At 59.0% G+C, this 21,046-nt stretch carries 22 protein-coding genes; 11 read left to right on the plus strand and 11 right to left on the minus strand.

The window, feature by feature from the left end:
- From QB905_RS00215 to QB905_RS00225, 3 genes are all read right to left on the minus strand, one after another.
- Positions 1–1,080, minus strand: coding sequence for a homocysteine S-methyltransferase family protein (locus tag QB905_RS00215; RefSeq protein ID WP_282972564.1), 1,080 nt, complete (start codon positions 1,078–1,080; stop codon positions 1–3).
- A gap of 184 nt (positions 1,081–1,264) precedes the next feature.
- Positions 1,265–2,197: a methylenetetrahydrofolate reductase [NAD(P)H] gene (metF, locus tag QB905_RS00220; protein WP_282972565.1), complete on the minus strand. Its 933-nt coding sequence runs from the start codon at positions 2,195–2,197 to the stop codon at positions 1,265–1,267.
- Between the two features lie 29 nt (positions 2,198–2,226).
- Positions 2,227–3,186, minus strand: a complete 960-nt coding sequence (locus QB905_RS00225; RefSeq protein WP_282972566.1) for an ArsR/SmtB family transcription factor — start codon at positions 3,184–3,186, stop codon at positions 2,227–2,229.
- 159 nt (positions 3,187–3,345) lie between these two features.
- Between QB905_RS00225 and QB905_RS00230 the strand changes: the two genes are divergently transcribed.
- A complete protein-coding gene (locus QB905_RS00230) occupies positions 3,346–3,711 on the plus strand; it encodes a DUF983 domain-containing protein (RefSeq protein WP_282972567.1) in 366 nt (121 codons plus the stop codon).
- Between the two features lie 66 nt (positions 3,712–3,777).
- Positions 3,778–3,963 (plus strand): YegP family protein, encoded by a 186-nt coding sequence (locus QB905_RS00235; protein WP_282972568.1) that lies wholly within the window; start codon positions 3,778–3,780, stop codon positions 3,961–3,963.
- A gap of 8 nt (positions 3,964–3,971) precedes the next feature.
- Here the strand turns inward: QB905_RS00235 and QB905_RS00240 are convergent, their stop codons facing one another.
- The 5 genes from QB905_RS00240 to folE all read right to left on the minus strand — a co-directional run bounded on the left by QB905_RS00240 (position 3,972) and on the right by folE (position 8,821).
- Positions 3,972–4,181 (minus strand): hypothetical protein, encoded by a 210-nt coding sequence (locus QB905_RS00240; protein ID WP_282972569.1) that lies wholly within the window; start codon positions 4,179–4,181, stop codon positions 3,972–3,974.
- A gap of 861 nt (positions 4,182–5,042) precedes the next feature.
- The gene (gene rpoH / locus QB905_RS00245; RefSeq protein WP_282975535.1) at positions 5,043–5,975 is read right to left on the minus strand and encodes an RNA polymerase sigma factor RpoH; all 933 of its coding nucleotides are present in this window, start codon (positions 5,973–5,975) and stop codon (positions 5,043–5,045) included.
- A gap of 395 nt (positions 5,976–6,370) precedes the next feature.
- A complete protein-coding gene (locus QB905_RS00250; protein WP_282972570.1) occupies positions 6,371–7,387 on the minus strand; it encodes an RluA family pseudouridine synthase in 1,017 nt (338 codons plus the stop codon).
- Between the two features lie 94 nt (positions 7,388–7,481).
- The gene (locus QB905_RS00255; RefSeq protein WP_282972571.1) at positions 7,482–7,931 is read right to left on the minus strand and encodes a biopolymer transporter ExbD; all 450 of its coding nucleotides are present in this window, start codon (positions 7,929–7,931) and stop codon (positions 7,482–7,484) included.
- Between the two features lie 242 nt (positions 7,932–8,173).
- Positions 8,174–8,821, minus strand: coding sequence for a GTP cyclohydrolase I FolE (gene folE, locus QB905_RS00260; RefSeq protein ID WP_461781755.1), 648 nt, complete (start codon positions 8,819–8,821; stop codon positions 8,174–8,176).
- Positions 8,822–9,102: 281 nt separating this feature from the next.
- Here folE and cysS point away from each other — a divergent pair, with 281 nt between their 5' ends.
- The 6 genes from cysS to QB905_RS00290 all read left to right on the plus strand — a co-directional run bounded on the left by cysS (position 9,103) and on the right by QB905_RS00290 (position 15,007).
- Entirely contained in the window at positions 9,103–10,536 is a 1,434-nt protein-coding gene (cysS, locus tag QB905_RS00265; protein ID WP_282972573.1) for a cysteine--tRNA ligase, read from the plus strand.
- Positions 10,533–11,093: an SRPBCC domain-containing protein gene (locus QB905_RS00270; RefSeq protein WP_282972574.1), complete on the plus strand. Its 561-nt coding sequence runs from the start codon at positions 10,533–10,535 to the stop codon at positions 11,091–11,093. Before cysS ends, QB905_RS00270 begins: the two co-directional genes overlap by 4 nt.
- Before the next feature lie 9 nt (positions 11,094–11,102).
- Entirely contained in the window at positions 11,103–11,531 is a 429-nt protein-coding gene (locus QB905_RS00275) for an iron-sulfur cluster assembly scaffold protein (protein ID WP_282972575.1), read from the plus strand.
- Positions 11,532–11,674: 143 nt separating this feature from the next.
- Entirely contained in the window at positions 11,675–11,908 is a 234-nt protein-coding gene (gene yidD, locus QB905_RS00280; RefSeq protein ID WP_282972576.1) for a membrane protein insertion efficiency factor YidD, read from the plus strand.
- A 154-nt stretch (positions 11,909–12,062) separates the two neighbouring features.
- Positions 12,063–14,000 (plus strand): threonine--tRNA ligase, encoded by a 1,938-nt coding sequence (gene thrS, locus QB905_RS00285; RefSeq protein ID WP_282972577.1) that lies wholly within the window; start codon positions 12,063–12,065, stop codon positions 13,998–14,000.
- Positions 13,997–15,007, plus strand: coding sequence for a glycosyltransferase family 2 protein (locus QB905_RS00290; protein WP_282972578.1), 1,011 nt, complete (start codon positions 13,997–13,999; stop codon positions 15,005–15,007). Before thrS ends, QB905_RS00290 begins: the two co-directional genes overlap by 4 nt.
- A gap of 28 nt (positions 15,008–15,035) precedes the next feature.
- On the opposite strand, the gene QB905_RS00295 is transcribed toward QB905_RS00290, so the two are convergent.
- Complete coding sequence (locus QB905_RS00295; protein ID WP_349252551.1) at positions 15,036–16,754, minus strand: ArnT family glycosyltransferase; 1,719 nt, start codon at positions 16,752–16,754, stop codon at positions 15,036–15,038.
- A gap of 160 nt (positions 16,755–16,914) precedes the next feature.
- Here QB905_RS00295 and QB905_RS00300 point away from each other — a divergent pair, with 160 nt between their 5' ends.
- Complete coding sequence (locus QB905_RS00300; RefSeq protein WP_282972579.1) at positions 16,915–17,673, plus strand: glycosyltransferase family 2 protein; 759 nt, start codon at positions 16,915–16,917, stop codon at positions 17,671–17,673.
- Positions 17,674–17,780: 107 nt separating this feature from the next.
- Positions 17,781–18,206: a hypothetical protein gene (locus QB905_RS00305; protein ID WP_282972580.1), complete on the plus strand. Its 426-nt coding sequence runs from the start codon at positions 17,781–17,783 to the stop codon at positions 18,204–18,206.
- A gap of 196 nt (positions 18,207–18,402) precedes the next feature.
- Here the strand turns inward: QB905_RS00305 and QB905_RS00310 are convergent, their stop codons facing one another.
- Together QB905_RS00310 and phaR are read right to left on the minus strand one after the other, a co-directional pair.
- Positions 18,403–18,687 carry a hypothetical protein gene (locus QB905_RS00310; protein WP_282972581.1) on the minus strand — a complete coding sequence of 95 codons (285 nt, stop codon included), beginning with the start codon at positions 18,685–18,687 and terminating at the stop codon, positions 18,403–18,405.
- Positions 18,688–18,736: 49 nt separating this feature from the next.
- A complete protein-coding gene (phaR, locus tag QB905_RS00315) occupies positions 18,737–19,363 on the minus strand; it encodes a polyhydroxyalkanoate synthesis repressor PhaR (protein WP_282972582.1) in 627 nt (208 codons plus the stop codon).
- Between the two features lie 416 nt (positions 19,364–19,779).
- Between phaR and QB905_RS00320 the strand changes: the two genes are divergently transcribed.
- Complete coding sequence (locus tag QB905_RS00320) at positions 19,780–20,955, plus strand: acetyl-CoA C-acetyltransferase (RefSeq protein ID WP_282972583.1); 1,176 nt, start codon at positions 19,780–19,782, stop codon at positions 20,953–20,955.
- Positions 20,956–21,046 lie beyond the last annotated feature (91 nt).

Below are 21,046 nucleotides of genomic sequence, written 5' to 3' on the forward strand. Positions count from 1 at the left end.
TCAGATCAGTTCAAAAGGTTCCAGCCCGGACAGGCGCAGGGCCTTGGGGCGTTCGGGAATGGCGCGCGGCGTAATGCCACGCACCTCGTCGGCCACATGCTTTATGTGATCGGGCGTGGTGCCGCAACAGCCGCCGAGGATATTGACGATGCCGTCCTTCGCCCATTCGTGCAGTTCGTGGGCGGTTTCGTGTGGTTGTTCGTCATACTGGCCCATCGCATTGGGCAGTCCGGCATTGGGATAGGCGGCCACCAGACAATCGGCGACACGCGCCAGATCGGCAATATGCGGACGCATCAGATCGGCCCCCAGCGCGCAGTTAAAGCCAATAGCGAAAGGCTTGGCGTGGCGCACACTGTTCCAGAAGGCCTCGGCGGTCTGGCCCGACAAAGTGCGTCCCGAACGGTCGGTGATCGTGCCCGAAATCCAGATCGGCAGCTTATCTTGCGGAGTCTTTTCCAGTGTGGCGTCTTCGAGATCGAGAATCGCCTTGATCGCCGCCTTGCAATTCAGCGTGTCGGTGATGGTTTCGATCAGATAGAGATCGACCCCGCCCTCATACAGCGCCGCCACCTGTTCGCGGTAGGCCTGATAGACCTGATCAAACGTGACCAGCCGCGCGCCGGGATCATTAACGTCCGACGACATGGACAGCATCTTGTTGAGCGGCCCGATCGAGCCGGCCACAAAGCGCGGCTTATGCGGCTCTTTCTGCGTCCATTCATCGGCCACCTGACGGGCGATTTTTGCACCCTCGCGGTTGATGTCGATCACCGCTTGCAGGTCGAGATGATAGTCGTCCTGGGCGATGGTCGTGGCCGAAAAGGTGTTGGTTTCGGAAATATCGGCGCCGGCGGCGTAATATTGATCATGCAGGTCGGCGATGATGTCGGGTCGCGTCAGGCACAATATATCGTTATTGCCCTTGAGCTGGCTCTGGTGATCCTTAAAGCGCTCGCCACGAAAATCGGCCTCCTCCAGCTCGCGGCGCTGGATCATCACGCCCCAGGAGCCATCCAGGATCAGCACGCGCTCTTTGGCGGCGGCTTTCAGGGCTGCGATGCGGTCTGTGCGGTTCATGATTGTATTCCTGCATAAAGAAAGCCAGCCCCCCCACCACCACATCTCACCGCTTCGCGGTTCGTACGATCCCCTTCTCCGGCATAGCCGGGGAGATTCAAGAAAAATCTACCTCCCCAACTTGTTGGGGAGGGGGACCACGAGCCAAGGGCGAAGTGGTGGTGGGGGGGCTTACTTGAGATAATCACGCTGAGGCCACCTTCAGCCCTAGTATCCGGCAAATGGCAAAGACCAGATCGGCGCGGTTCAACGTATAGAAATGGAAATCCTCGACGCCCTCGCGCTCAAGGCCAAGACATAGCTCAACCGCCACCGCCGAGGCCAGCAGTTTGCGCGTTTCGGCGTCATCGTCCAGCCCGTCGAACAGGTTTTCCAGCCAGTCGGGGATGTGGGCGGCGCAGGCGGCGGCCATACGGCGCAGACCTTTGAAATTGCTGACCGGCATGATGCCCGGCGTCAGGTCGATCTTGATTCCGGCGTCAGCCACGGCGTCACGGTAACGCAAAAAGGTGGCGGGTTCGAAAAACAACTGGCTGATGCCGCGCGTCGCTCCGGCATCGACCTTCTGACGCAGCACGTCGAGATCGAAGGCCTTGGACGGCGATTGCGGGTGCTTTTCAGGATAGACCCCGACACTGACCTCGAAATCGGCGATGCGCCGAATCGCGGCGGTCAGTTCGGTGGCGTTCTGGTAAGCATCATGGCGCGGCGTATAGTCGCCGAAACCCGAAGGCGGATCACCGCGCAGGGCCACAATATGGCGCACGCCTGCGTCCCAGTAGCCGCGGATCACCTCATCGACCTCTTCGCGCGACGCCTCCACGCAGGTCAGGTGGGCGGCGGGCTTAAGATCGGTTTCATCAAGGATGCGCTTGACCGTGCGGTGGGTGCGTTCGCGCGTCGAACCGCCCGCCCCATAGGTCACCGACACGAAATCGGGCTTCAGCGGCGCTAAGCGACGGATCGATTCCCACAGGATCGTTTCCATCTCTTCCGTCTTCGGCGGAAAAAACTCGAACGATACTTTCAGGTTTTGCGCGCCCTCGGCCAGCGAACGGGCAATGGGGGCCAGTTCGGATATGGCCTTGGTCAGCTTGGGATTGAGGCTTGGGCTCATCATCAGTCTCGAAAAAAATACGGTGAGTGTCAGGCGGGCTTGTGCGCCAGCCAGATTTTGACGGTCAGGCCGCCCTGTGTTCTGGGCGGCAGACCCACGGAAACACCGGGCGTCAGTCCGGCCTGTTTCAGCCAGGCCTGCATGTCTTCGTCGAGCATACCTAGGCGGCGGTGCTGATACTGTTCGCGCATGATTTCGAGCGTATGGTGCGCGAAATCGGCGATCAGCAGCCGCCCGCCGGGCCGCAGCAGCCGTCCGGCCTCCAGAATGGCGCGGCCCGGATCGGCCAGGAAGTGCAGCACCTGATGGACGATGACCAGATCGGCCGATTGCCCCGGCAGGCGCGTGTCGTAAATATCGCCGTGACGCAGATCGATATGGCTTAAGCCCGCCTCGAAGGTTTTGGCGCGGGCGATATTGAGCATGTGCTGCGACAGATCGACCCCGGTGGCGGTTTTCGCCCGCCCGCCCAGCAGGGTCAGCATACGGCCCGAACCCGTGCCCAGATCGATCAGCGCCTGACAAGGCGCATCGCCCAATGTATGCAGGATCGCCTTTTCGACATCATCCTCGGAAATATAATGGCTGCGGATCTCGTCCCACTTGGGGGCGATCGTCTCGAAATAGCCTTCGGCTGAGTTGCGCCGCGTGCGCCGCACGGTTTCGAGATGGTCGAGATCCTCAGCCATCGACTTATCCAGCCGGTCAAGGATAGCGTCAACCAGAGGGCGGATTGCCGGGGAGGCCGAAAGACGGTAAAACACCCAGGCCCCGTCGGGAAAGCGCTCGATCAGACCGGCTTCATTCATCAGCTTGAGGTGGCGCGATATGCGCGGCTGGCTTTGTCCGAGGATCAAAACCAGTTCCATGACCGACAATTCCTCATGCGCCAGCAGGCGCAGCAAACGCAGGCGCGTGGCCTCACCCGCCGCCTTGAGGGCTTCGAGCAGGGTTGGAAAGCTGGTCTTGGGCAGGGATGCGTTCGCCATATAATCATATAAAGATATGTTTATATGATTTTGCAAGTTATTTTTACGCCTTGCAGAATTTACGAACCTTTCTCATCTTAACTGCGTCAGGACGCCGCATGGCAAATCGGTGACGGACACGTCATCTTCAACGTACAGAAAAGACATACAGGAAGCTTCATGGCCAGAAAAGGCATCACGCTTGGTAAGGTGCTGGGGCGCGGCATCCGGCGCAAATGCCCGTGTTGCGGCGAAGCTTCGGCCTTCAAAGGCTATCTGACCGTTGTCGATACCTGCCCGGTGTGCCAGACTCCCTTGAGCCTTTACCCCACGGATGACGGCCCGGCCTATGTCACCATGATTCTGGTGGGCCATCTGGTCATCGCCCCCACCTTTCTGTTTCCGTTCGTCTGGCACTATCCCCTGCAATTCGTGGTGCCGGTTCTGGTCGTGGCTCTGGGCCTGCTGACCCTGGTGGCCCTGCCCTTCGTCAAGGGGGCTTTTCTAAGCCTGATATGGTATCTTGGCCTGAAGCAGGCGCGCTGATCAGGCGGCTTGACAACTTAAGGTGCAGGCCACAGACTACCACCTCACCTTGCAGGAGCGTGACAGATGGCCCACAAGTTCGAAATCAGAAAGAACAAGGCTGGCGAATTCGTCGCCTATTTTGTCTATAATGGCGAAACCATCTTCTGGACCGAGGGCTATAGCTCCCGGGCCTCGGCGAAAAACGCCATCGAGTCGGTCAAGAAAAACGGCCCCGCCGCCGAAACGGTCGATACCACGCAAGAGGGCTGAAGACAGGCTTAGGCCAGTGATAAGGCGTCCTTGATCAGGGCGATCGAGCCTTGCGCCTCTTCGGTGCAATCCATCGACAGGCGGTCAATCTCTTCCTGCGCAAAGCTGCGCATGAGTTGAGCGGCCTGCGGCGACAGGGCCATCAGGGTGCGGGTGGAGGCGCGCGCCAATGCCAGGGCGGCATCGGCATCAACGAGATTGGCAGTATCACGGGCCACGGCCAAAGCATAAAGGCGGGAGGCCGCGTTCGGATATGAATTCGCTATCATTTTCTTTTTGGACATGCAGTTGAAACCAACTCTTTACAGAGCCTGACTATCGGCGCTGAACTACACACACGACGGGTTCAGGCCGTACGCTACGCTTAACTGGAAGATGAAATAGAAATATAGTGGCGATGACCACGAAAACCAGACGGGAGCCCATTACCGGCTTTCAGGCTTACAAGCGTCATCTAATTGTAATGTCACGACTTTACGGCGAGTAGGCGCTATAAAATTTCAACAGACGGCAATAATAGCGAAAAACTCTTATGGTAGCGCTACCGTACGCAATAATATTTCACAGAAAAAGAAAATATTTCGTTTTTTGACCATCGCCTCCAGCGGCATACAACCTCCAGAGCAACGAGCGTTTCATTTGACTTACAAATTGAAGGCGAGATGCGGAAAAACGTAAAATGTAGAGTGGGTTGCATGCCTTTGACCGATTCAATCAGAATGCAAACCGCTCCAGAGCAACGAGCGTTTCATTTGACTTACAAATTGAAGGCGAGATGCGGGAAAACGTAAAATATAGAGTGGGTTGCATGCCTTTGACCGATTCAATCAGAATGCAAACCGCTCCAGAGCAACGAGCGTTTCATTTGACTTACAAATTGAAGGCGAGATGCGGGAAAACGTAAAATGGAGAGCGGTTTGCATGCCTTTGACCAATTCAATCAGAATGCAAACCGCTCTGGTGCGAAAACGAAAAAAACTGCGCTTTTTTAGAGCGCAGCCCAAGTTCCAAATCTTGGTTATGATCATTGATCTATGCGTCCTGTGCCCAAAAGTGGATCCACTTTTTGGGGAAACGCCCTAAGCCGGGGTCGCCTCGCGGTTGGCGGCGATCATCGCCTTTTGCAGCTTTTCAAAGGCGCGCACCTCGATCTGGCGCACGCGTTCACGCGACACGCCGAAGCGTTCGGCCAGGTCTTCCAGCGTGGTCGGGTTGTCCTGAAGGCGGCGCTGGGTCAGGATTTCCTTCTCGCGCTCATTCAGTTCGCCCATCGCCGCTTGCAACAGATCCATGCGCTGGTCGTATTCCTGACTGTCGGCCAGGACGGTTTCCTGGCTTTGCTGCTTGTCATCGACCAGCCAGTCCTGCCATTCCGAATCGCCTTCGGCGGCGCGCAAAGGCGCGTTCAACGACGAATCGGCGGACGACATGCGGCGGTTCATATTGATGACGTCGGTTTCCGAAACGCCCAGCTTGGTGGCGATCTGCTCGACCTGATCATGGCGCAGATCACCTTCTTCGAGGGCCGAGATTTCCGACTTCACCTTGCGCAGGTTGAAGAACAGCTTCTTCTGGGCGGCGGTGGTGCCCATTTTCACCAGCGACCACGAGCGCAGCACATATTCCTGGATCGAGGCCTTGATCCACCACATGGCGTAGGTGGCCAGGCGGAAGCCCCGGTCGGGATCGAACTTCTTGACCGCCTGCATCAAACCGACATTGCCTTCGGAAATGACCTCGCCGACCGGCAGGCCATAGCCGCGATAGCCCATAGCGATCTTGGCCACGAGACGCAGGTGCGACGTGACCAGACGGTGCGCGGCTTTCGGATCCTGATGCTCGGCCCAGCGCTTGGCCAACATGAATTCCTCATCCTTGGCCAGCATCGGGAATTTGCGGATTTCCGACAGATAGCGGTTGAGGCCGCCATCGGGGGTCATGACCGGTACCGTGCCTGCATTACCGGTCGTCGCGGTGCCAAAGTTCGAGGAGAGGGCGACGGAGGTGCTCATCGGCAATTCACTTTCGGGGCGGGAATCTTCAGACGCGGCATCGGTCGAATCGACGGCAGGGTCGGAAGACTCATGAGAGAAGGTGTCGGACATGCAACCGGTTCCTTGTCTGTGAGGGGGAGCACAGAGGTTTCACAGGCTGTCATGCCCGACAACTGCGCTTTGATTTAGGTACGCGCCTGACGAAAAAAAGACCCCCGGTATGAAATTCGTCGAATTTCAGCGCTAAAATACCATGAAGGTGGTCACAGACGCATCACATTGGGGTGAGTGCGCTGCACAATTCGTATATTTTAGTAGCTCAAACACCGCAGAGGTGGCGACGGCCATTCTTTTTTAACAAGCATGTCTGTCCTTGCCATATTGTTTTATCACAATATAGAACACATGATGCTTCAGACCTCATAAAGATCAGCAAGACCCTCGACCAGTGCCGCCATATCATCGGGCAGGGGGGCTTTGAAACGCAACTTCTGGCCGGTAACCGGATGCACGAAGCCGAGTAGGGCGGCGTGCAGGGCCTGACGCGAAAAATCGAGTTCGCTCAGCAGGGCCTGCACATCGCGGTGCGGCGCGCCGGAGCCATAGACCGGATCGCCGAGGCAGGGGCAGCCGAGGTGCGCCATATGGACGCGAATCTGGTGGGTGCGCCCCGTCTCCAGGCGGCAGGTCAGCAGGGCGGCCAGCGGGCGCGTATCGCCAAACACCTCATCGACCTGAAAATGCGTGGTCGCCTCACGGCCACCGCCGCGCAAGACCGCCATCTTCTTGCGGTCATGGTGCGAACGGCCGATCCGGGTGGTGACGGTGCCCGACACATGACGCGGTGCGCCACGCACGATGGCGCGATATTCACGGTCGATGTCGTGGCGGGCAAACAACTCGCTTAAGGCGCGGTGGGCGATGTCGGTCTTGGCCGCCACCAGAATACCGGATGTGTCTTTATCGAGACGGTGAACGATACCGGGGCGCACCACGCCGCCGATGCCGGACAGCGAATCGCCACAATGAAACAGCAGGGCATTGACCAGTGTGCCGTCGGGCGTGCCGGGGGCCGGGTGGGCGGCCATGCCGGCGGGTTTATTGACCACGATCAGGTGTTCGTCCTCGAACAAAACCTCGATCGGCAAATCCTGCGCTTGCGGCGTGGCGCTGACCGGCGCGGGGATGGTCAGTGTATAGAGGCCGGGGCGGGCCTTATGCTTGCCATCGCTGAGGATTTCGCCGTCTAGGCTCAGGCGGCCTTCGGCGATCAGGGCCTGCAAACGGGCGCGTGACAGATCGGCGAAATGCGTCGCTAAGGCGCGATCAAGCCGTTCGCCTGAGTCATCGGTCGTCAGTTCCGCCGTCAGATATTCGCTGTCTTCGGCCAGGCCGTCGTCGACATCATCAGAAAGAGGCGAATCGGACATGTATTCTCAAAAAAAAGATATGAAGTTCTCAAAAAGGAAAACACCGGACGCCAGCGGCATCCGGTGTTTGATCGATCAGTTTATAGCCGTTTAATCAGTCCACGTCTTCGGTAATCAGGCCCACCTTGACGTAGCCGTTTTGCTGAAGCTTGTTGAGCACCTTCACGAAGTCTTCGTATTCGATGTCCTTGTCGCCACGGATCAGGACACGTTGCTCCGACAGGGGCGTATTGGGGTCGGTGACGCGCAGAGCGGCGGCCACATCACCGATCAGATTGTTCATAGTGGTCTTTTGCGAGCCAATATAGATGTCTTGCGGGCCCATGATCGAGATAAAGACCGGATCGTGCTTCTTTTCGTTCGAAGGGGGAGATTGCGCCGGCGGCAGGTCGAGCTTGATCGACACCGTGGCAGCCGGGATGGTCACCATGAAGATAATCAGCAGAACCAGCATGACGTCAACGAAAGGCGTGACGTTGATGTCCGAATTCTGTTTGACGGTGTATTTACTGTCACCGCCGCCGCCACCGAGCTTTGCGCCCATAAAGACTACTCCCTTGATGCATCGTGGGGCGTTTGAGCGCCACGTGCGAATATGTCACATCAGCCCGTATTGCAGGCGTATCTACGCCTTTTAACGGCCTTTGCGGCGATTTAGACCGACACGCCGACAAATGTAAAGCCCTTGTGTTGTGAAAAGGCGACGCAAGAGGCCCGGAGAGGAAAATTCCTGCCTCAGCCTCGGTTAGCGTCGCTTTCACATGCCGTTTTCGGGCATTTCAGCCCCTATTTTTGCGTCAGGCGCAAGAAGCGTTCCTGCAAAACCGTATCGGTTTTGAAGACGCCGGTGAATCGCGTCGTGACGGTCGTGACATTCTTATGGTGGACGCCGCGCGTTGACATGCACTGGTGTTCGGCGTCGATCAGCACGGCCACGCCCAGCGGCGCCAGCGATTCGTCGAGCGCATCGGCGATCTGCTTGGTCATGGTTTCCTGGGTTTGCAGGCGCTTGGCGAAGATTTCGACGACGCGGGCGATCTTGGAAATACCGACCACCTTGCTGGTCGGCATATAGGCGACCCAGGCCTTGCCGAGAAACGGCGCCATATGGTGTTCGCAATGGCTTTCCACGTCGATTTCGCGCAGCATGACCATGTCGTCATAGCCCTGCACGTCCTCAAAGGTGCGCGACAGCTCTTTTTTCGGATCAGCCGTATAGCCCTGGAACCATTCGCCATAGGCATCGACGACGCGCTTGGGCGTATCGATCAGGCCTTCGCGCATCGGATCGTCGCCGGCCCAGGCCAGCAGCGTGCGCACGGCGGCCATAGCCTCTTCGCGCGACGGGCGGTTGGTGAAGGTGGTGACACTTTTGGGCTTCGATGTGCCGAGCAGACCGTTTTCATTCAGGGACGTGGCTGGGCGGGAGTCCATACTATCCATAATACTGTTTCATCTCCTGAGGGCCGAGTAGCGCCGGAACGAGGGTTCCGGAATGACGCGTGGCATCCCTCAAATCGTCGGGCCGCAGCAAAAAACCTTTTTGTGTCGCTGTCGTACAGTGAGGACAGCAAAGCCCGGCTAACACGGCCCTTATACTACGTATTCCTGGCGGATTGGATCAGGAAAAACGTGAATTTACGTGGTGCAAAGGCTATGCCGTGTCTATATGGGAGGATGGCCTCCGATTACAACCGAATTTGCTTATCCACATTATGAAACTGCTGATCCACGATACATTGCGCGGCGAAAAGGTCGCCTTCGAGCCCCGCGATCCCTCGCGCGTCACCCTCTATGTCTGCGGGCCGACCGTTTATAACTACGCCCATATCGGCAATGCGCGTCCGGTGGTGGTGTTCGACGTTTTGTTCCGCCTGCTGCGGGAAATCTATGGCGAAGACCATGTGATCTATGCGCGCAACATCACCGATGTGGACGATAAGATCAACAAAAAGGCGATGGATGAGGGGGTCGATATTTCGGTGATCACCAACCGTTTCGCCGACATCTATAATGCCGATATGGCCGCGCTGAACGCTCTGCCGCCCACCTATCAGCCGCGCGCCACGGCCCATATGGCCGATATGGTGGCGATGATCGAAGAGCTGATCGCGCGCGGGGCCGCCTATGTGACGGATGACGGCGAGGTTTTGTTCCGCGTGGCGTCTTACGATGGCGGATCGGGCCGTTATGGCAAGCTGGCCAAACGTTCGCTCGATGATATGATCGCCGGGGCGCGCGTCGAGGTGGCCGAAAATAAAGACGCCCCCGCCGATTTCGTGCTGTGGAAGCCGTCAAAACCGGGCGAGCCGGTGTGGGATGGCCCTAAAAGCTTACCGGGTCGTCCGGGCTGGCATATCGAATGCTCGGCCATGAGCGAGGCGGTGCTGGGCCTGCCGATCGATATTCATGGCGGCGGGCAGGATCTGATCTTCCCGCACCATACCAATGAGATCGCCCAGTCGTGCGCCGCGCATGGTCACGGCGAACCGGAATCTTACGCGCGCTACTGGATGCACAATGGCTTTCTCGACTTCTCCGGCGAGAAGATGTCAAAGAGCCTCGGCAATGTCGTGCTGGTGCATGATCTGATCAAGGACTATCCGGGCGAGGTAATCCGCTGGGCCTTGCTGAGTGGACATTATCGTTCGCCGCTCAACTGGACGCCGGAACTGCTGGAGCAGAGTCGAGCCACATTGGATAGAATTTATAAAGCATGGCAAGCTTGGGATGACATCGCCGTGGAGCCTGACGTCGGGCCATCTTCTAGTATAATTGATGTTCTTTCTGACGATCTCAATACTCCCGCAGCATTGGCACAATTCGGTGATTTGGTGCGGTCAATTCACTATAATTTACGAGATGATGAAGCCAATTTTCGCATTGTCGCACCCAAATGGAAAGCCACCATAATAGCAACAGCCAGCGTCCTCGGCATCCTCCAGCAAGACCCCGAAACCTGGTTCAAGGGTGGGGCCTCCGATGACCTGGCCACCCAGGTCGATGAGCTGATCGCGCAGCGTATCAAGGCGCGCGCCGCCAAGGACTGGGCCGAGGCCGACCGCATCCGCGCCGCCCTGACCGCGCTCAATGTCGAGGTGATGGATGGGCCGGAAGGCGCCACCTGGCGATTGAAGGTGACATCATGAGCCTCAAGGTAGAACAGCGCGTCGGCATCGCCGCGCCGGTCGATGAGGTCTATGCCATTCTGGCCGACATCGAATCCTGGCCGCAGTGGAGCCCGATCCACAAGGCGGCATCGGGTCAGATCGCCTTTGGTGCAGCCGTCCGGCTGGAGGAGAATTATGCGGGCCTCGGCACCTGGGAGCAGCAGGGCGTGGTGGCGGATTACCAGCCTTTGTCGCATATTCATGTCAGCGTGCCCAAGCGCTTCTATGCCGGTACGCTGATCCGCTATTTCGAAATGGACATCTTGTCGGAAACCGGCACCTCCTTTTCGGTGGGGGCGCTGTTTGGCGGCTTTTTGTCGCAGCGCGAAGGCAAGCGTTATCGCAGTTATCTGCGCGAAGGTTTTGCGGCCTTTGCCGAGGCGTTGAAAACCAAGGCCGAGGCCGAAACCGCCGCCCATCCTGAACGGGTTAATCCGCATATTCTGGTGCCTGAACTGCCGCCTCTCCCCAAGCACGAACCGGCCTGGCGGCGCGGCACGAAATTCTGGGGCGGGGTCTGGGGCCATAAAAGGTAAGGTGGGCTGGTGATCGACGAACTCTATTCGCGTGAAATCCTGCGCCGCACGACGCAGCTTATGCATGTCGGCCACCTTGATCAGCCGCAGGCTCAGGCCGACCGTGTGGCGAAGCTGTGCGGCTCCACCATCCATGTCGAACTCAATATGCAGGGCGATGTGGTGACGGATTTCGCCCAACAGGTGCAGGCCTGCGCGCTAGGTCAGGCCAGTGCCGCCATTCTCAGTCAGCAGGTGGTGGGCGCCAGCGTGGCCGAAATTCAGGCCGGCCGCGATGCCCTGCGCGCCCTGCTGGATGGGCAGCCCGCCGATCTGCCCCAGCGATTTGCCGATCTGCACATCCTCGAATCGGTGAAGGATTATCCCGCTCGCCACGCCTCCACCCTGCTCGCCTGGGAGGCCACGCTTGCGGCGATTGCGTCACACACGCCCACATAAAAGTGTCTTTTCGGTTGTTTTTGGCGTGTCAGCCTTGCCATGCCCGATAAAGTGGTATTTCTATAGCGCAGTTTCGGGGGGAACGATCACACAGCGCAAAGGGGGGTTGACGCTTTTTAGCTTTTTCTTCAATGAAATGCCGCATGACGTCGCTTTATGAACGCTCAGTGCGGGCAGGCTTGCGGGCTTACAAGCTCACCCTGTCGCCCTATATCGGACAGAGCTGCCGCTTTCGGCCTACCTGCTCGGAATATACGGCCCAGGCGCTGATTGATCATGGCCCTTTGCGGGGTTCATGGCTGGGTGTGAAGCGAATCTGCCGTTGCCGTCCCGGTGGCGGCTTTGGTTTCGATCCCGTGCCGCCAAAGCGGGATTGAAGTGCGTTTGAGCTGAAAAAACTGAGTAAAAACAAACACGCTCCGGTTGTTATGCGCGCATTTCCAGCATGACCACATGGAATCTTTATAAAAAATATTGCGCGATGAAGCCCGCCGTAAGGGCTACAGGTCGCCAGACTGAGAGTTAAGTGACATGACGATAGACCTCACCTTCCCCGATGGCGCCGTACGCAGCTTTGATCAGGGAACAACCGGCAGGGCCGTCGCCGAAAGTCTGTCCAAATCGCTGGCCAAGAAGGCCGTCATCATCAGGCTGGACGGTGAGATGCTCGATCTTGACCGGCCTTTGCTAAAGGGGGGCAAGCTGGAAATCCTGACGCGCGATGCCCCCGAAGTGCTGGAGGTGATCCGTCACGATACGGCCCACATCCTCGCCGAGGCGGTGCAGGAACTGTTTCCGGGCACGCAGGTGACGATTGGCCCGGCCATCGAGGATGGTTTCTATTACGATTTCGCCCGCGAAGAACCTTTCTCGACCGACGATTTCGCCAAAATCGAAGCGAAGATGCGCGACATCGTTGATCGTGACGAAAAGATCGTGCGGGAGGTCTGGGATCGTGACGAGGCAATCCAGCACTTTGAATCGATTGGCGAAAAGTACAAGGCCGAGATCATCCGCGACCTGCCGGGCACGGACACCATCACCGTTTATCGTCATGGTGATGCGTGGAAGGATCTGTGCCGCGGCCCGCACCTGCCGTCGTCGAAATTCATCGGCAAGGCGTTCAAACTGACCAAGCTGGCCGGTGCCTATTGGCGTGGCGATCACAATAACGCTCAGTTGCAGCGCATTTACGGCACGGCCTGGACGACTGAAGGCGAGCTGGAAGCCTATATTACGCGCATCGAAGAGGCCGAAAAGCGCGATCACCGCAAGCTGGGCCGCCAGATGAACCTCTTCCACATGCAGGAAGAGGGCCGGGGCATGGTGTTCTGGCATCCGCACGGCTGGACGCTGTATCGCACGCTCGAAGCCTATATGCGTCGCCGTCTCGATGCGGCGGGCTATGTCGAGGTCAAGACGCCGCAGGTGCTCGATCGTTCTTTCTGGGAAAAATCAGGGCACTGGGACAAGTATCGCCCCAATATGTTCGTCTGCGAAACGGTGGAAGGCGAGGTTCTGTCGCTGAAGCCGATGAACTGCCCCGGCCACGTCCAGATCTTCAAGGTGGGCCTGCGCTCCTATAAAGAGCTGCCGATGCGCATGGCGGAATTCGGCGCCTGCCATCGCTATGAGCCTTCGGGCGCGCTGCATGGGCTGATGCGCGTGCGCGGCTTTACGCAGGACGACGCCCATATCTTCTGCCGCGAAGACCAGATTGTCGAGGAAACCGAAAGGTTCATCCGTCTGACACGGATGATCCATAAGGATCTCGGCATGGAAACGCACCTGATCAATCTGGCAACGCGCCCGGACAACCGCGCCGGTTCCGATGCCTTCTGGGACAAGGCCGAGGGTATGCTGGCCGAGGCAGCGCGTCTGGCGGGCGTTGAGCCGGTCATTGCCGAGGGTGACGGGGCGTTTTATGCACCCAAGCTCGACTTCATCGTCAAGGACGCCATCGGCCGCGAATGGACGTGCGGCACGCTGCAACTCGACTATGTGCTGCCCGAACGGCTGGAGGCCGAATATGTGGCCGAGGACGGTTCGCGCCAGCGACCTGTCATGCTGCACCGGGCGATCCTGGGCTCATTCGAGCGCTTTATCGGTATTATGATCGAGAATTTCAGCGGCCGCTTCCCGATGTGGCTGGCACCTGTACAGATCGTAGTGGCGCCCATCACGTCGGACGCGAACCCCTATGCCGAAAAAGTGGTGGCGGCCCTGAAAGCGGCGGGCCTGCGCGTCGAGGCCGATCTGCGCAACGAAAAGATCAATTACAAGATCCGCGAACATTCGCTGGCCAAGGTGCCGGTGATCGCCGTGGTCGGCCGCAAAGAGGCTGAAACCGGCGAGGTGGCCCTGCGTTTCCTGGGGTCTGAAGGGCAAACCATCCTGTCCGTGGCCGATGCCGTTTCGCGCCTGAGCGACGAAGCAACGCCGCCCGATCTGAAGCCGGAGATCACATGAGCCATCTGCCGTCCAATATCATAGAGCTGTTGAAAGCGCGCAAGCTGGCCACCAGCGAGGCGCACTATTTCATGTCGCATTTCGACATGACGCCCTATGATGATGAGGCGGTGGATGGGGTGACCGTGGTGATGGTCGTTTTCCATACCGGCGGTATTTTGTTCGATGCCATTGCCCGTGTTTTGACCGATCCTAAGGTCAATCAGTTCATAATCATCGATAATGGCTCTTCGGAAAAGGTCGAGCAGAAGCTGCGCGAGTTGGAAACCCTCTACGACCATGTGCTGGTGGTGCAGGGGCAGGGCAATATCGGTTTCGCGCGCGCCGCCAATCTCGGCGCGCACCTGGCCAGTGAGCGCTGGGTGGTGTTCCTCAATCCCGACGCCATGCTGCGTCCCGACTGCATCGAGAAACTGGTGGATGCGGCGCGCGGTCAGCCCTCACCGTGCCTTGTCGGTGCGCGTGTTCTTAATCCCGACTATAGCGAGCAGCGCGGCGCGCGGCGCGGCGAGGTGACGCCGATCACCACGCTTTTATCCCTCACACAATTCAGCCGCTATATCCCCTTCCTGAAGAAGTTTGAAATTCACCGCGAAGCCGACAGCCTGCCCGATATACCGCAGGCTGTGCCGACGATTTCCGGTGCCTGTTTCGCTGTCGCCAAGCGTGATTTCGCCCTGCTGAGGGGTTTTGATACGCAGTATTTCCTGCATGTCGAGGATGTCGATCTGTGCTGGCGGGCGCGTGAAATGGGAGGGGTCGTCCTGTTTCATCCCGGCGCTGAGGTGGTGCACGAAGGCCATACGTCGCGCGTCGAACCCGTCTTCGTCGAGTGGAACAAGGGTAAGGGCCTGATCCATTATTTTCACAAACGGGCGCAGGGCAAGGGGCTGTGGCGTAAGGTCTATGTCTGGCTGCTGAGCCCGCTGATCATCGGGGTTTCGGTTATGCGCGCCCTGACCCGCACGCGCCTGAAAAGCGATGAGGACGATTTTCCCGGCCAGTAACCCCCATCATCCTGCGGGAGGGCCAGACTTATGGACTAACCCGGGGTGGATTGTCGTACAGCGTGATCACGACATCATGGCCGTTATAATTATGGCCCTTTACCTGGCTCACAGCATGGGGCTTGACGCCCAAGGCACGGGCCTGTGCCTCAAAGGCTGAATCGAATTTCGAATCGACAAAGACGGGCCGTCCGTCGGCCAGGGCCGCTGCCGCCGCCTGCGCATCGCCATTGTCGAGTTCGGTGCGCGTGCCCATAGCGAAGACAAAGCTCGGTTCGGCATAGCCCAGCACCGCCACCGGCCCCGGCGCAATGCCCTGGCGCGGATCGAGATGGGCGCTGACCAGCGCCTGTTCCATCATTTTCGATACCCATAAGGGCTTGAGCTGGACGAGCAGGCTGACCACGGACAGATGGGTGATGATGCCCGCTGCCAGCAGGAAACCGAAGCCCAGCCGTTCCTGGCGGCGCAGCATCAGCCAGCCGCCGACCCCAGCGATAACCAGCGCGCCCAGCGCCACGGCCGCCACGAACACCAGATCGGGCGGCGTGCCGTAAAGCGCGTAGCCGACAATGGCCAGGGCGGTCAGCACCAGTCCGCCGATCAGGCCTGCCGCGCCATTGATGATCTTCGCCCAGGTTTTGCGTGGCGCATCCAGCGACAGGGCGCACAGCCAGATCAGGGCGCCGAAGGTGGGCAGGGGATAGTGCGGCAGCTTGGTGGGCGATAGCTCAAAAATAATGAAGGCGGGCAAGAACCAGGCGATGGCGAAGCGCACGCCCGCTTCATGGCGGCGGCTGATCGCGGTTTGCAACGCGCCGCCCAGCAGCCACGAGGCCGGAAACAGGGTGATCGGCAACAGGCCGAGATGATAGCCGGGCCACATGAAATGGCCTTCAGAACCACCGCTGAGCTTGCTGGCCAGATCGTGGCCGACCGCCCCCACCCAGAACTGGCCATCGGTGGCCACCGTAATGGCCACGAACCACGGGCCGCATATCAGCAGCACCAGAATCAGTCCCCAGCCCCAGTTGAGGCTGCCCGCCCACCTTATCTTGCGGTCCCAGCCCCACAGGGTGAAGATCGTCGTGGCCAGGATCATCGGCCCGATCGGCCCCTTGATCAGGATGGTGCCCGCCAGGGCCAGCCAGAAAAACAGCTTCGTCCAGAACATTTTCGGTCTGGGCTCGCCGCGCGCCAGATCGCGGTTACGCAGATAGACCTGCGCCAGACAGGCCATCATCAGGGTGGTCAGACCGCATAAAACGGCGTCGGTCTTGGCGATGAAGGCTTCGGTGGACAGCATGAAACTGACGGCGAACAACAGCCCGGCCTTGGTGCCGGCGCGGGTGCCGAAGGCGCGCGAAGCCCCCCAGGCGCAGGCAAAGGCTGCCAGCGCCGCGCCCAGCATGGACGGCCAGCGATAGGGGAAGATCTGGCGTTTTTCGACCTTGGAGGTCAGCTTGACGGCCAGAACCTGCAACCAGTGGATACCCACGGGCTTCTTGTAGCGCGGCACCTGCTGCACATTGATATCGATATAGTCGTGCGATTCCAGCATCTGCGACGAGGCCTGCACGAAGCGCGATTCGTCGCGGTCGAGCGGCGGCACCATCAGGGCGCAGGGCAGGGCCACGATCACGGCCAGCAGGGCGGCAATCAGCGGGCCGCGACGGCCACGCCCCACCAGTTGCGGCAAAAAAGCCTGAAATTTGCGGAGCATGTCGGCGGTGGTCGTCGCGGTCATGTGGCCTCTTGATAGCCTGCCGAGCCCTTAAGCGGGGCCTGCGGGTGATAATGATTTACGCCTGATGGCAAAGAAGGTAAGAGGCTGAAACCTAATATGACCAAGCACTTAAGAGCGTGATCTTAAAGGCAGGGTCTTCGATACGCTTCGTGAGCCTGATATGTCCCAGTCTGATAGCCTGCCCCAAAGCCCGGTCGTCTCCGCTATTGTGCCCGTCTATAACGAAGAAGGCGCGTGCGTTCAAGTCGCGCAGGAGATCGCTCAGGCATTTTCCGAAGCCTTCGGCGCGGGCGGATTTGAGATCATCATGGTCGATGATTGCAGTCGTGACGCCACGCTCGAACGCCTGAAGCAAGCCTTGCCCGACGTGGCGAATTTGCGCGTGTTGCACCACGAAAAGAATGTCGGCAAGAGCGGTGCCATGCGCACCGGCATTTTTGCGGCGCGTAGCCCCCTGGTGGTGACGCTCGATGGCGACGGGCAGAATCCGGCGGTCGATGCGGCGCGCCTGGCGCAAAGCCTCGCCGCTGCCGGGCCGGAGATCGGCATGGTGGCCGGTCAGCGCCGCAACCGCCAGGATAAGGCCTCGAAAAAGTGGGCCTCGCGCATGGCCAATTCGATCCGCAAATCCCTGCTGAAAGACGGCTCCGACGATACGGGCTGCGGTCTGAAAGCCTTGCGCCGCGAGGTTTTCCTGCGCCTGCCCTATTTCGATCAGATGCACCGTTACCTGCCGTCACTGGTGACGCGCGAAGGCTTCGGCATCCTGTTTGAAAGCGTCGATGATCGCCTGCGTACCACAGGTCAGTCGAAATATACCAATATCGGGCGTTTAGCCGTAGCGCTGACCGACCTGCCGGGTGTAATATGGTTAAACAGCCGTTTGCGGCAGCCGGGGCGCATCAGCGAACTGGGTTGAAGCATGAGGGAGAGGCTATGGCGGTCGATCGTGATCTGATTGCGAAAGAAGCGGCGATAGGGCTTTTAGACCCGCAGGCGCCGGTCGATAACAGGAGGGGGTCTTTCTTGATTACAGCGTTTCCTTTGCTGCTGATTCCGGTAGCCATCTATAATCTGCTGGCCATCATCGCCATGCTGGGCGGCTCTGATGCAGGCGCGGCCTATAACGCCACCACCCAGGTTCTGTTTCACCTGCCCATGCCGTCACCCGGCACCAGATGGGAGGTCAGTATCGGCGACATCATTCTGTTCGGCTCGCTGATCTGCCTGTTTTTCGAACTGCTCAAATCGACCAAGTCGGACAAGGTGGCCATCGTCAACCATTCGCTGTCGATGGTGTTGTTCATCGTCTGTCTGGTCGAATTCCTGCTGCTGCGTCCGTTTGCCACCTCCACCTTCTTTCTGGTGACCAGCATGACGCTGATGGATGTGCTGGCGGGCTTTATCGTTACGGCGATCTCGGCGCGCAAGGACATCGACTTCGGTCATTAGCCTCATCCTGACGCGAATTTCCGGATTATCCGAAGACCGCGAAGATCAGAGTCACCATCAGCGTATCGAGGGCGAAGGTCATCAGGCGGCGCGAATTAAGCGAACGGTTTGGGGAAGAACGGGACAACAGCGCCATGAAAAGCTCCTTGCAAGAGGTGCTTTAAGCCTTGCAAGGATTGTGCCGCCATGCGGCGCTTTAAATATCCGTGCGGGTAACGCGGCCCGGCCTGGGGCGGCGGTCATTGGGGCCGGAATATTCTGCTTTCAGATAGGTTGTTTTTGCCCGGCCAAGCGTTTCGCTGCCGCCCTTGAGGCCGCGCTTTTCGCCACCGCTCAGCAATTGCGCCGCATAGGTGATGTCATCCGGGGGCACATTAACCTTTTTGCCGCGCCCGCCCGGCTTGCCGCCGACACGATCCGAGCGTCCGTGATCGATCACGGGGCCTGCGGGCACGGGCAGTTGCGGGGATTTATCGCTCATGGAGCTATAGTCCCCGCCGCCGTGAAAGAGTCAATATCGCTCTTGAGCGTTAACCCTTTTTCGCCAGAAGGTCGATCTGCGCCTTCATGGCTTCCATCTGCTGGCGCAGTTCGCGCACCTGATCGGTTTCTCCGCTGGCGGGTGCTGGTTCGGGCGCAGCCGCAGGGGCGGCAGGCGCGGCCGTCTGCGCCGCATTGGCGAAGGAAAAGGGCGAGAACATGCGCATGGCGCGGTCGAACATGGCCAGATTCTGCGCCACCTGCTCATCGAACATGCCAAGCCCCGGCTTGCCACCGAAGGCCTGCGGGAACTGGGTGCGGAAGCGCTCCTGCTGCTTGGAAAAGCCGTCGAGCGACATTTCGAGATAGGTCGGCAGCAGGTTTTGCATCGAGTCGCCGTAAAAACCGATCAACTGGCGCAAAAACTGGATCGGCAGCAGATTATGGCCGCGGCCTTCTTCTTCGAAAATGATCTGCGCCAGAACCGAGCGGGTGATGTCATCGCCGGTCTTGGCGTCGAAAACCACGAAATCTATGCCTTCGCGCACCATGTCGGACAGGTTGTCGAGCGTGACGTAAGAACTTGTGGCGGTGTTGTAGAGGCGGCGGTTGGCGTATTTCTTGATGATGACGCGCTCACCTTCGCCGCGTTTAGCTCGTGTTTTTGTTTCGCTCATGCCTGTATGTCCTAGATCTCAAGTCCGGTTGGCGGCTGCTTTCAACGCTTATTTCGCGCTGCAACCGAGAGTCAGACTAAACCCTTTTGTGCTTGTGCGTAAAGAGGGAAGGTGATCAGGTGAAATGGTTTGTAAAATCAATTGACTATGCAAATTCGCGCTTGCGATCACATCAAATGTGATATTGCGCAGCATAATTGCACAATAAATAAGGGCGCGGCACAGGCCCTGTATGGGGTTTGCGCAAACGAGCCCGCAAAAAACATCGCCGACAGGGCCTGTCTATCAAGCTTATGTCATCGGCTTGATTTAAAAGAGCAGGTGCCTTAACCCGAAAACCGGATTATCTCAATTTTGCTCTCGCTTTGAAGAGTGAACCCAGCGCGAACTTAAGCCGAATTAAAGGAAGCCTGCCCATGTCCACTGACGTCGTTATCGTTTCCGCCGCCCGCACCCCGGTGGGCTCCTTTCTGGGCGCGCTGGCCAGCCTGCCCGGTCATGATCTGGGTGCCCATGCCATCAAGGCGGCGGTGATGCGCGCTGGATTGCAGCCTTCTGATGTTAACGAAGTCATTCTCGGCCAGGTGCTGCAAGCGGCGCAGGGCCAAGGCCCGGCCCGACAGGCCTCGGTGAAGGCCGGCATTCCGTATGACGCCCCGGCCTGGTCGATCAACCAGATCTGCGGTTCGGGCCTGCGCGCCGTGGCGCTGGGTGCGCAGCAGGTGGCGCTGGGCGAAAGCGCAATCGTCGTGGCGGGCGGTCAGGAAAGCATGTCGCTGGCCACGCACGCCGCCTATATCCGCACCGGCCAGAAGATGGGCGACCTGTCGCTGGTCGATACCATGATCAAGGACGGCCTGTGGGACGCCTTCAACAATTATCACATGGGCACCACGGCGGAAAACATCGCCACCAAATGGAATATCTCGCGCCAGGAACAGGACGAATTCGCCACCGCTTCGCAAAATAAGGCCGAAGCGGCGCAAAAGGCGGGCAAGTTCGATGACGAAATCGCCCCCGTCACCATCAAGGGCCGCAAGGGCGATACGGTGGTCGATAAGGACGAATTCATCCGCCACGGCGTGACGGTCGAAGCTCTTGCCAGCTTGCGTCCAGCCTTCTCGAAGGACGGCACGGTGACAGCGGGCAATGCGTCGGGCCTCAATGACGGCGCGGCGGCTCTGGTGCTGATGTCGAAGGCCGAGGCCGACAAGCGCGGCCTGACGCCGCTGGCGCGCATCGTATCGGGCGGTATTGCCGGGGTCGATCCGGCCATCATGGGCACCGGCCCGATTCAGGCGACGCAAAAGGCGCTCAAAAAAGCGGGCTGGAGCATCGGCGATCTCGACCTGATCGAAGCCAATGAAGCCTTCGCCGCTCAGGCCATCAGCGTCAACCGCGAACTGGGCTGGGATCTGGCCAAGGTCAATGTCAATGGCGGCGCCATCTCTATCGGCCACCCGATCGGCGCGTCCGGCGCGCGCATCCTGACCACGCTTCTGTTTGAGCTGAAGCGTCGCGGCGGCGGCAAGGGGCTGGCGACTTTGTGCATCGGTGGTGGCATGGGCGTTGCTCTCTGCGTCGAGGCTTAACGCGCCGCCCTGATGGGCTGCAAATCATCATCTCTTTGCGCGCCCTGGCTCGTGTACCCAATGTACACGTCGCGGCGGGTGCTCAAGAGCT

The sequence above is a fragment of the Asticcacaulis sp. EMRT-3 genome (assembly GCF_030027245.1).
Taxonomy (GTDB): Bacteria; Pseudomonadota; Alphaproteobacteria; order Caulobacterales; family Caulobacteraceae; genus Asticcacaulis.

Bases quoted from the DNA above. Each gene is read 5' to 3' on its own strand.
- QB905_RS00225 (WP_282972566.1), bottom strand. From the start codon at position 3,186: ATGGCGAACGCATCCCTGCCCAAGACCAGCTTTCCAACCCTGCTCGAA.
- rpoH (WP_282975535.1), bottom strand. From the start codon at position 5,975: ATGAGCACCTCCGTCGCCCTCTCCTCGAACTTTGGCACCGCGACGACC.
- QB905_RS00320 (WP_282972583.1), top strand. From the start codon at position 19,780: ATGTCCACTGACGTCGTTATCGTTTCCGCCGCCCGCACCCCGGTGGGC.
- QB905_RS00230 (WP_282972567.1), top strand. From the start codon at position 3,346: ATGGCCAGAAAAGGCATCACGCTTGGTAAGGTGCTGGGGCGCGGCATC.
- cysS (WP_282972573.1), top strand. From the start codon at position 9,103: ATGAAACTGCTGATCCACGATACATTGCGCGGCGAAAAGGTCGCCTTC.
- QB905_RS00300 (WP_282972579.1), top strand. From the start codon at position 16,915: ATGTCCCAGTCTGATAGCCTGCCCCAAAGCCCGGTCGTCTCCGCTATT.
- yidD (WP_282972576.1), top strand. From the start codon at position 11,675: ATGACGTCGCTTTATGAACGCTCAGTGCGGGCAGGCTTGCGGGCTTAC.
- QB905_RS00215 (WP_282972564.1), bottom strand. From the start codon at position 1,080: ATGAACCGCACAGACCGCATCGCAGCCCTGAAAGCCGCCGCCAAAGAG.
- QB905_RS00270 (WP_282972574.1), top strand. From the start codon at position 10,533: ATGAGCCTCAAGGTAGAACAGCGCGTCGGCATCGCCGCGCCGGTCGAT.
- QB905_RS00310 (WP_282972581.1), bottom strand. From the start codon at position 18,687: ATGAGCGATAAATCCCCGCAACTGCCCGTGCCCGCAGGCCCCGTGATC.
- thrS (WP_282972577.1), top strand. From the start codon at position 12,063: ATGACGATAGACCTCACCTTCCCCGATGGCGCCGTACGCAGCTTTGAT.
- metF (WP_282972565.1), bottom strand. From the start codon at position 2,197: ATGAGCCCAAGCCTCAATCCCAAGCTGACCAAGGCCATATCCGAACTG.
- QB905_RS00290 (WP_282972578.1), top strand. From the start codon at position 13,997: ATGAGCCATCTGCCGTCCAATATCATAGAGCTGTTGAAAGCGCGCAAG.
- QB905_RS00295 (WP_349252551.1), bottom strand. From the start codon at position 16,754: ATGACCGCGACGACCACCGCCGACATGCTCCGCAAATTTCAGGCTTTT.
- QB905_RS00250 (WP_282972570.1), bottom strand. From the start codon at position 7,387: ATGTCCGATTCGCCTCTTTCTGATGATGTCGACGACGGCCTGGCCGAA.
- QB905_RS00235 (WP_282972568.1), top strand. From the start codon at position 3,778: ATGGCCCACAAGTTCGAAATCAGAAAGAACAAGGCTGGCGAATTCGTC.
- phaR (WP_282972582.1), bottom strand. From the start codon at position 19,363: ATGAGCGAAACAAAAACACGAGCTAAACGCGGCGAAGGTGAGCGCGTC.
- folE (WP_461781755.1), bottom strand. From the start codon at position 8,821: ATGGACTCCCGCCCAGCCACGTCCCTGAATGAAAACGGTCTGCTCGGC.
- QB905_RS00255 (WP_282972571.1), bottom strand. From the start codon at position 7,931: ATGGGCGCAAAGCTCGGTGGCGGCGGCGGTGACAGTAAATACACCGTC.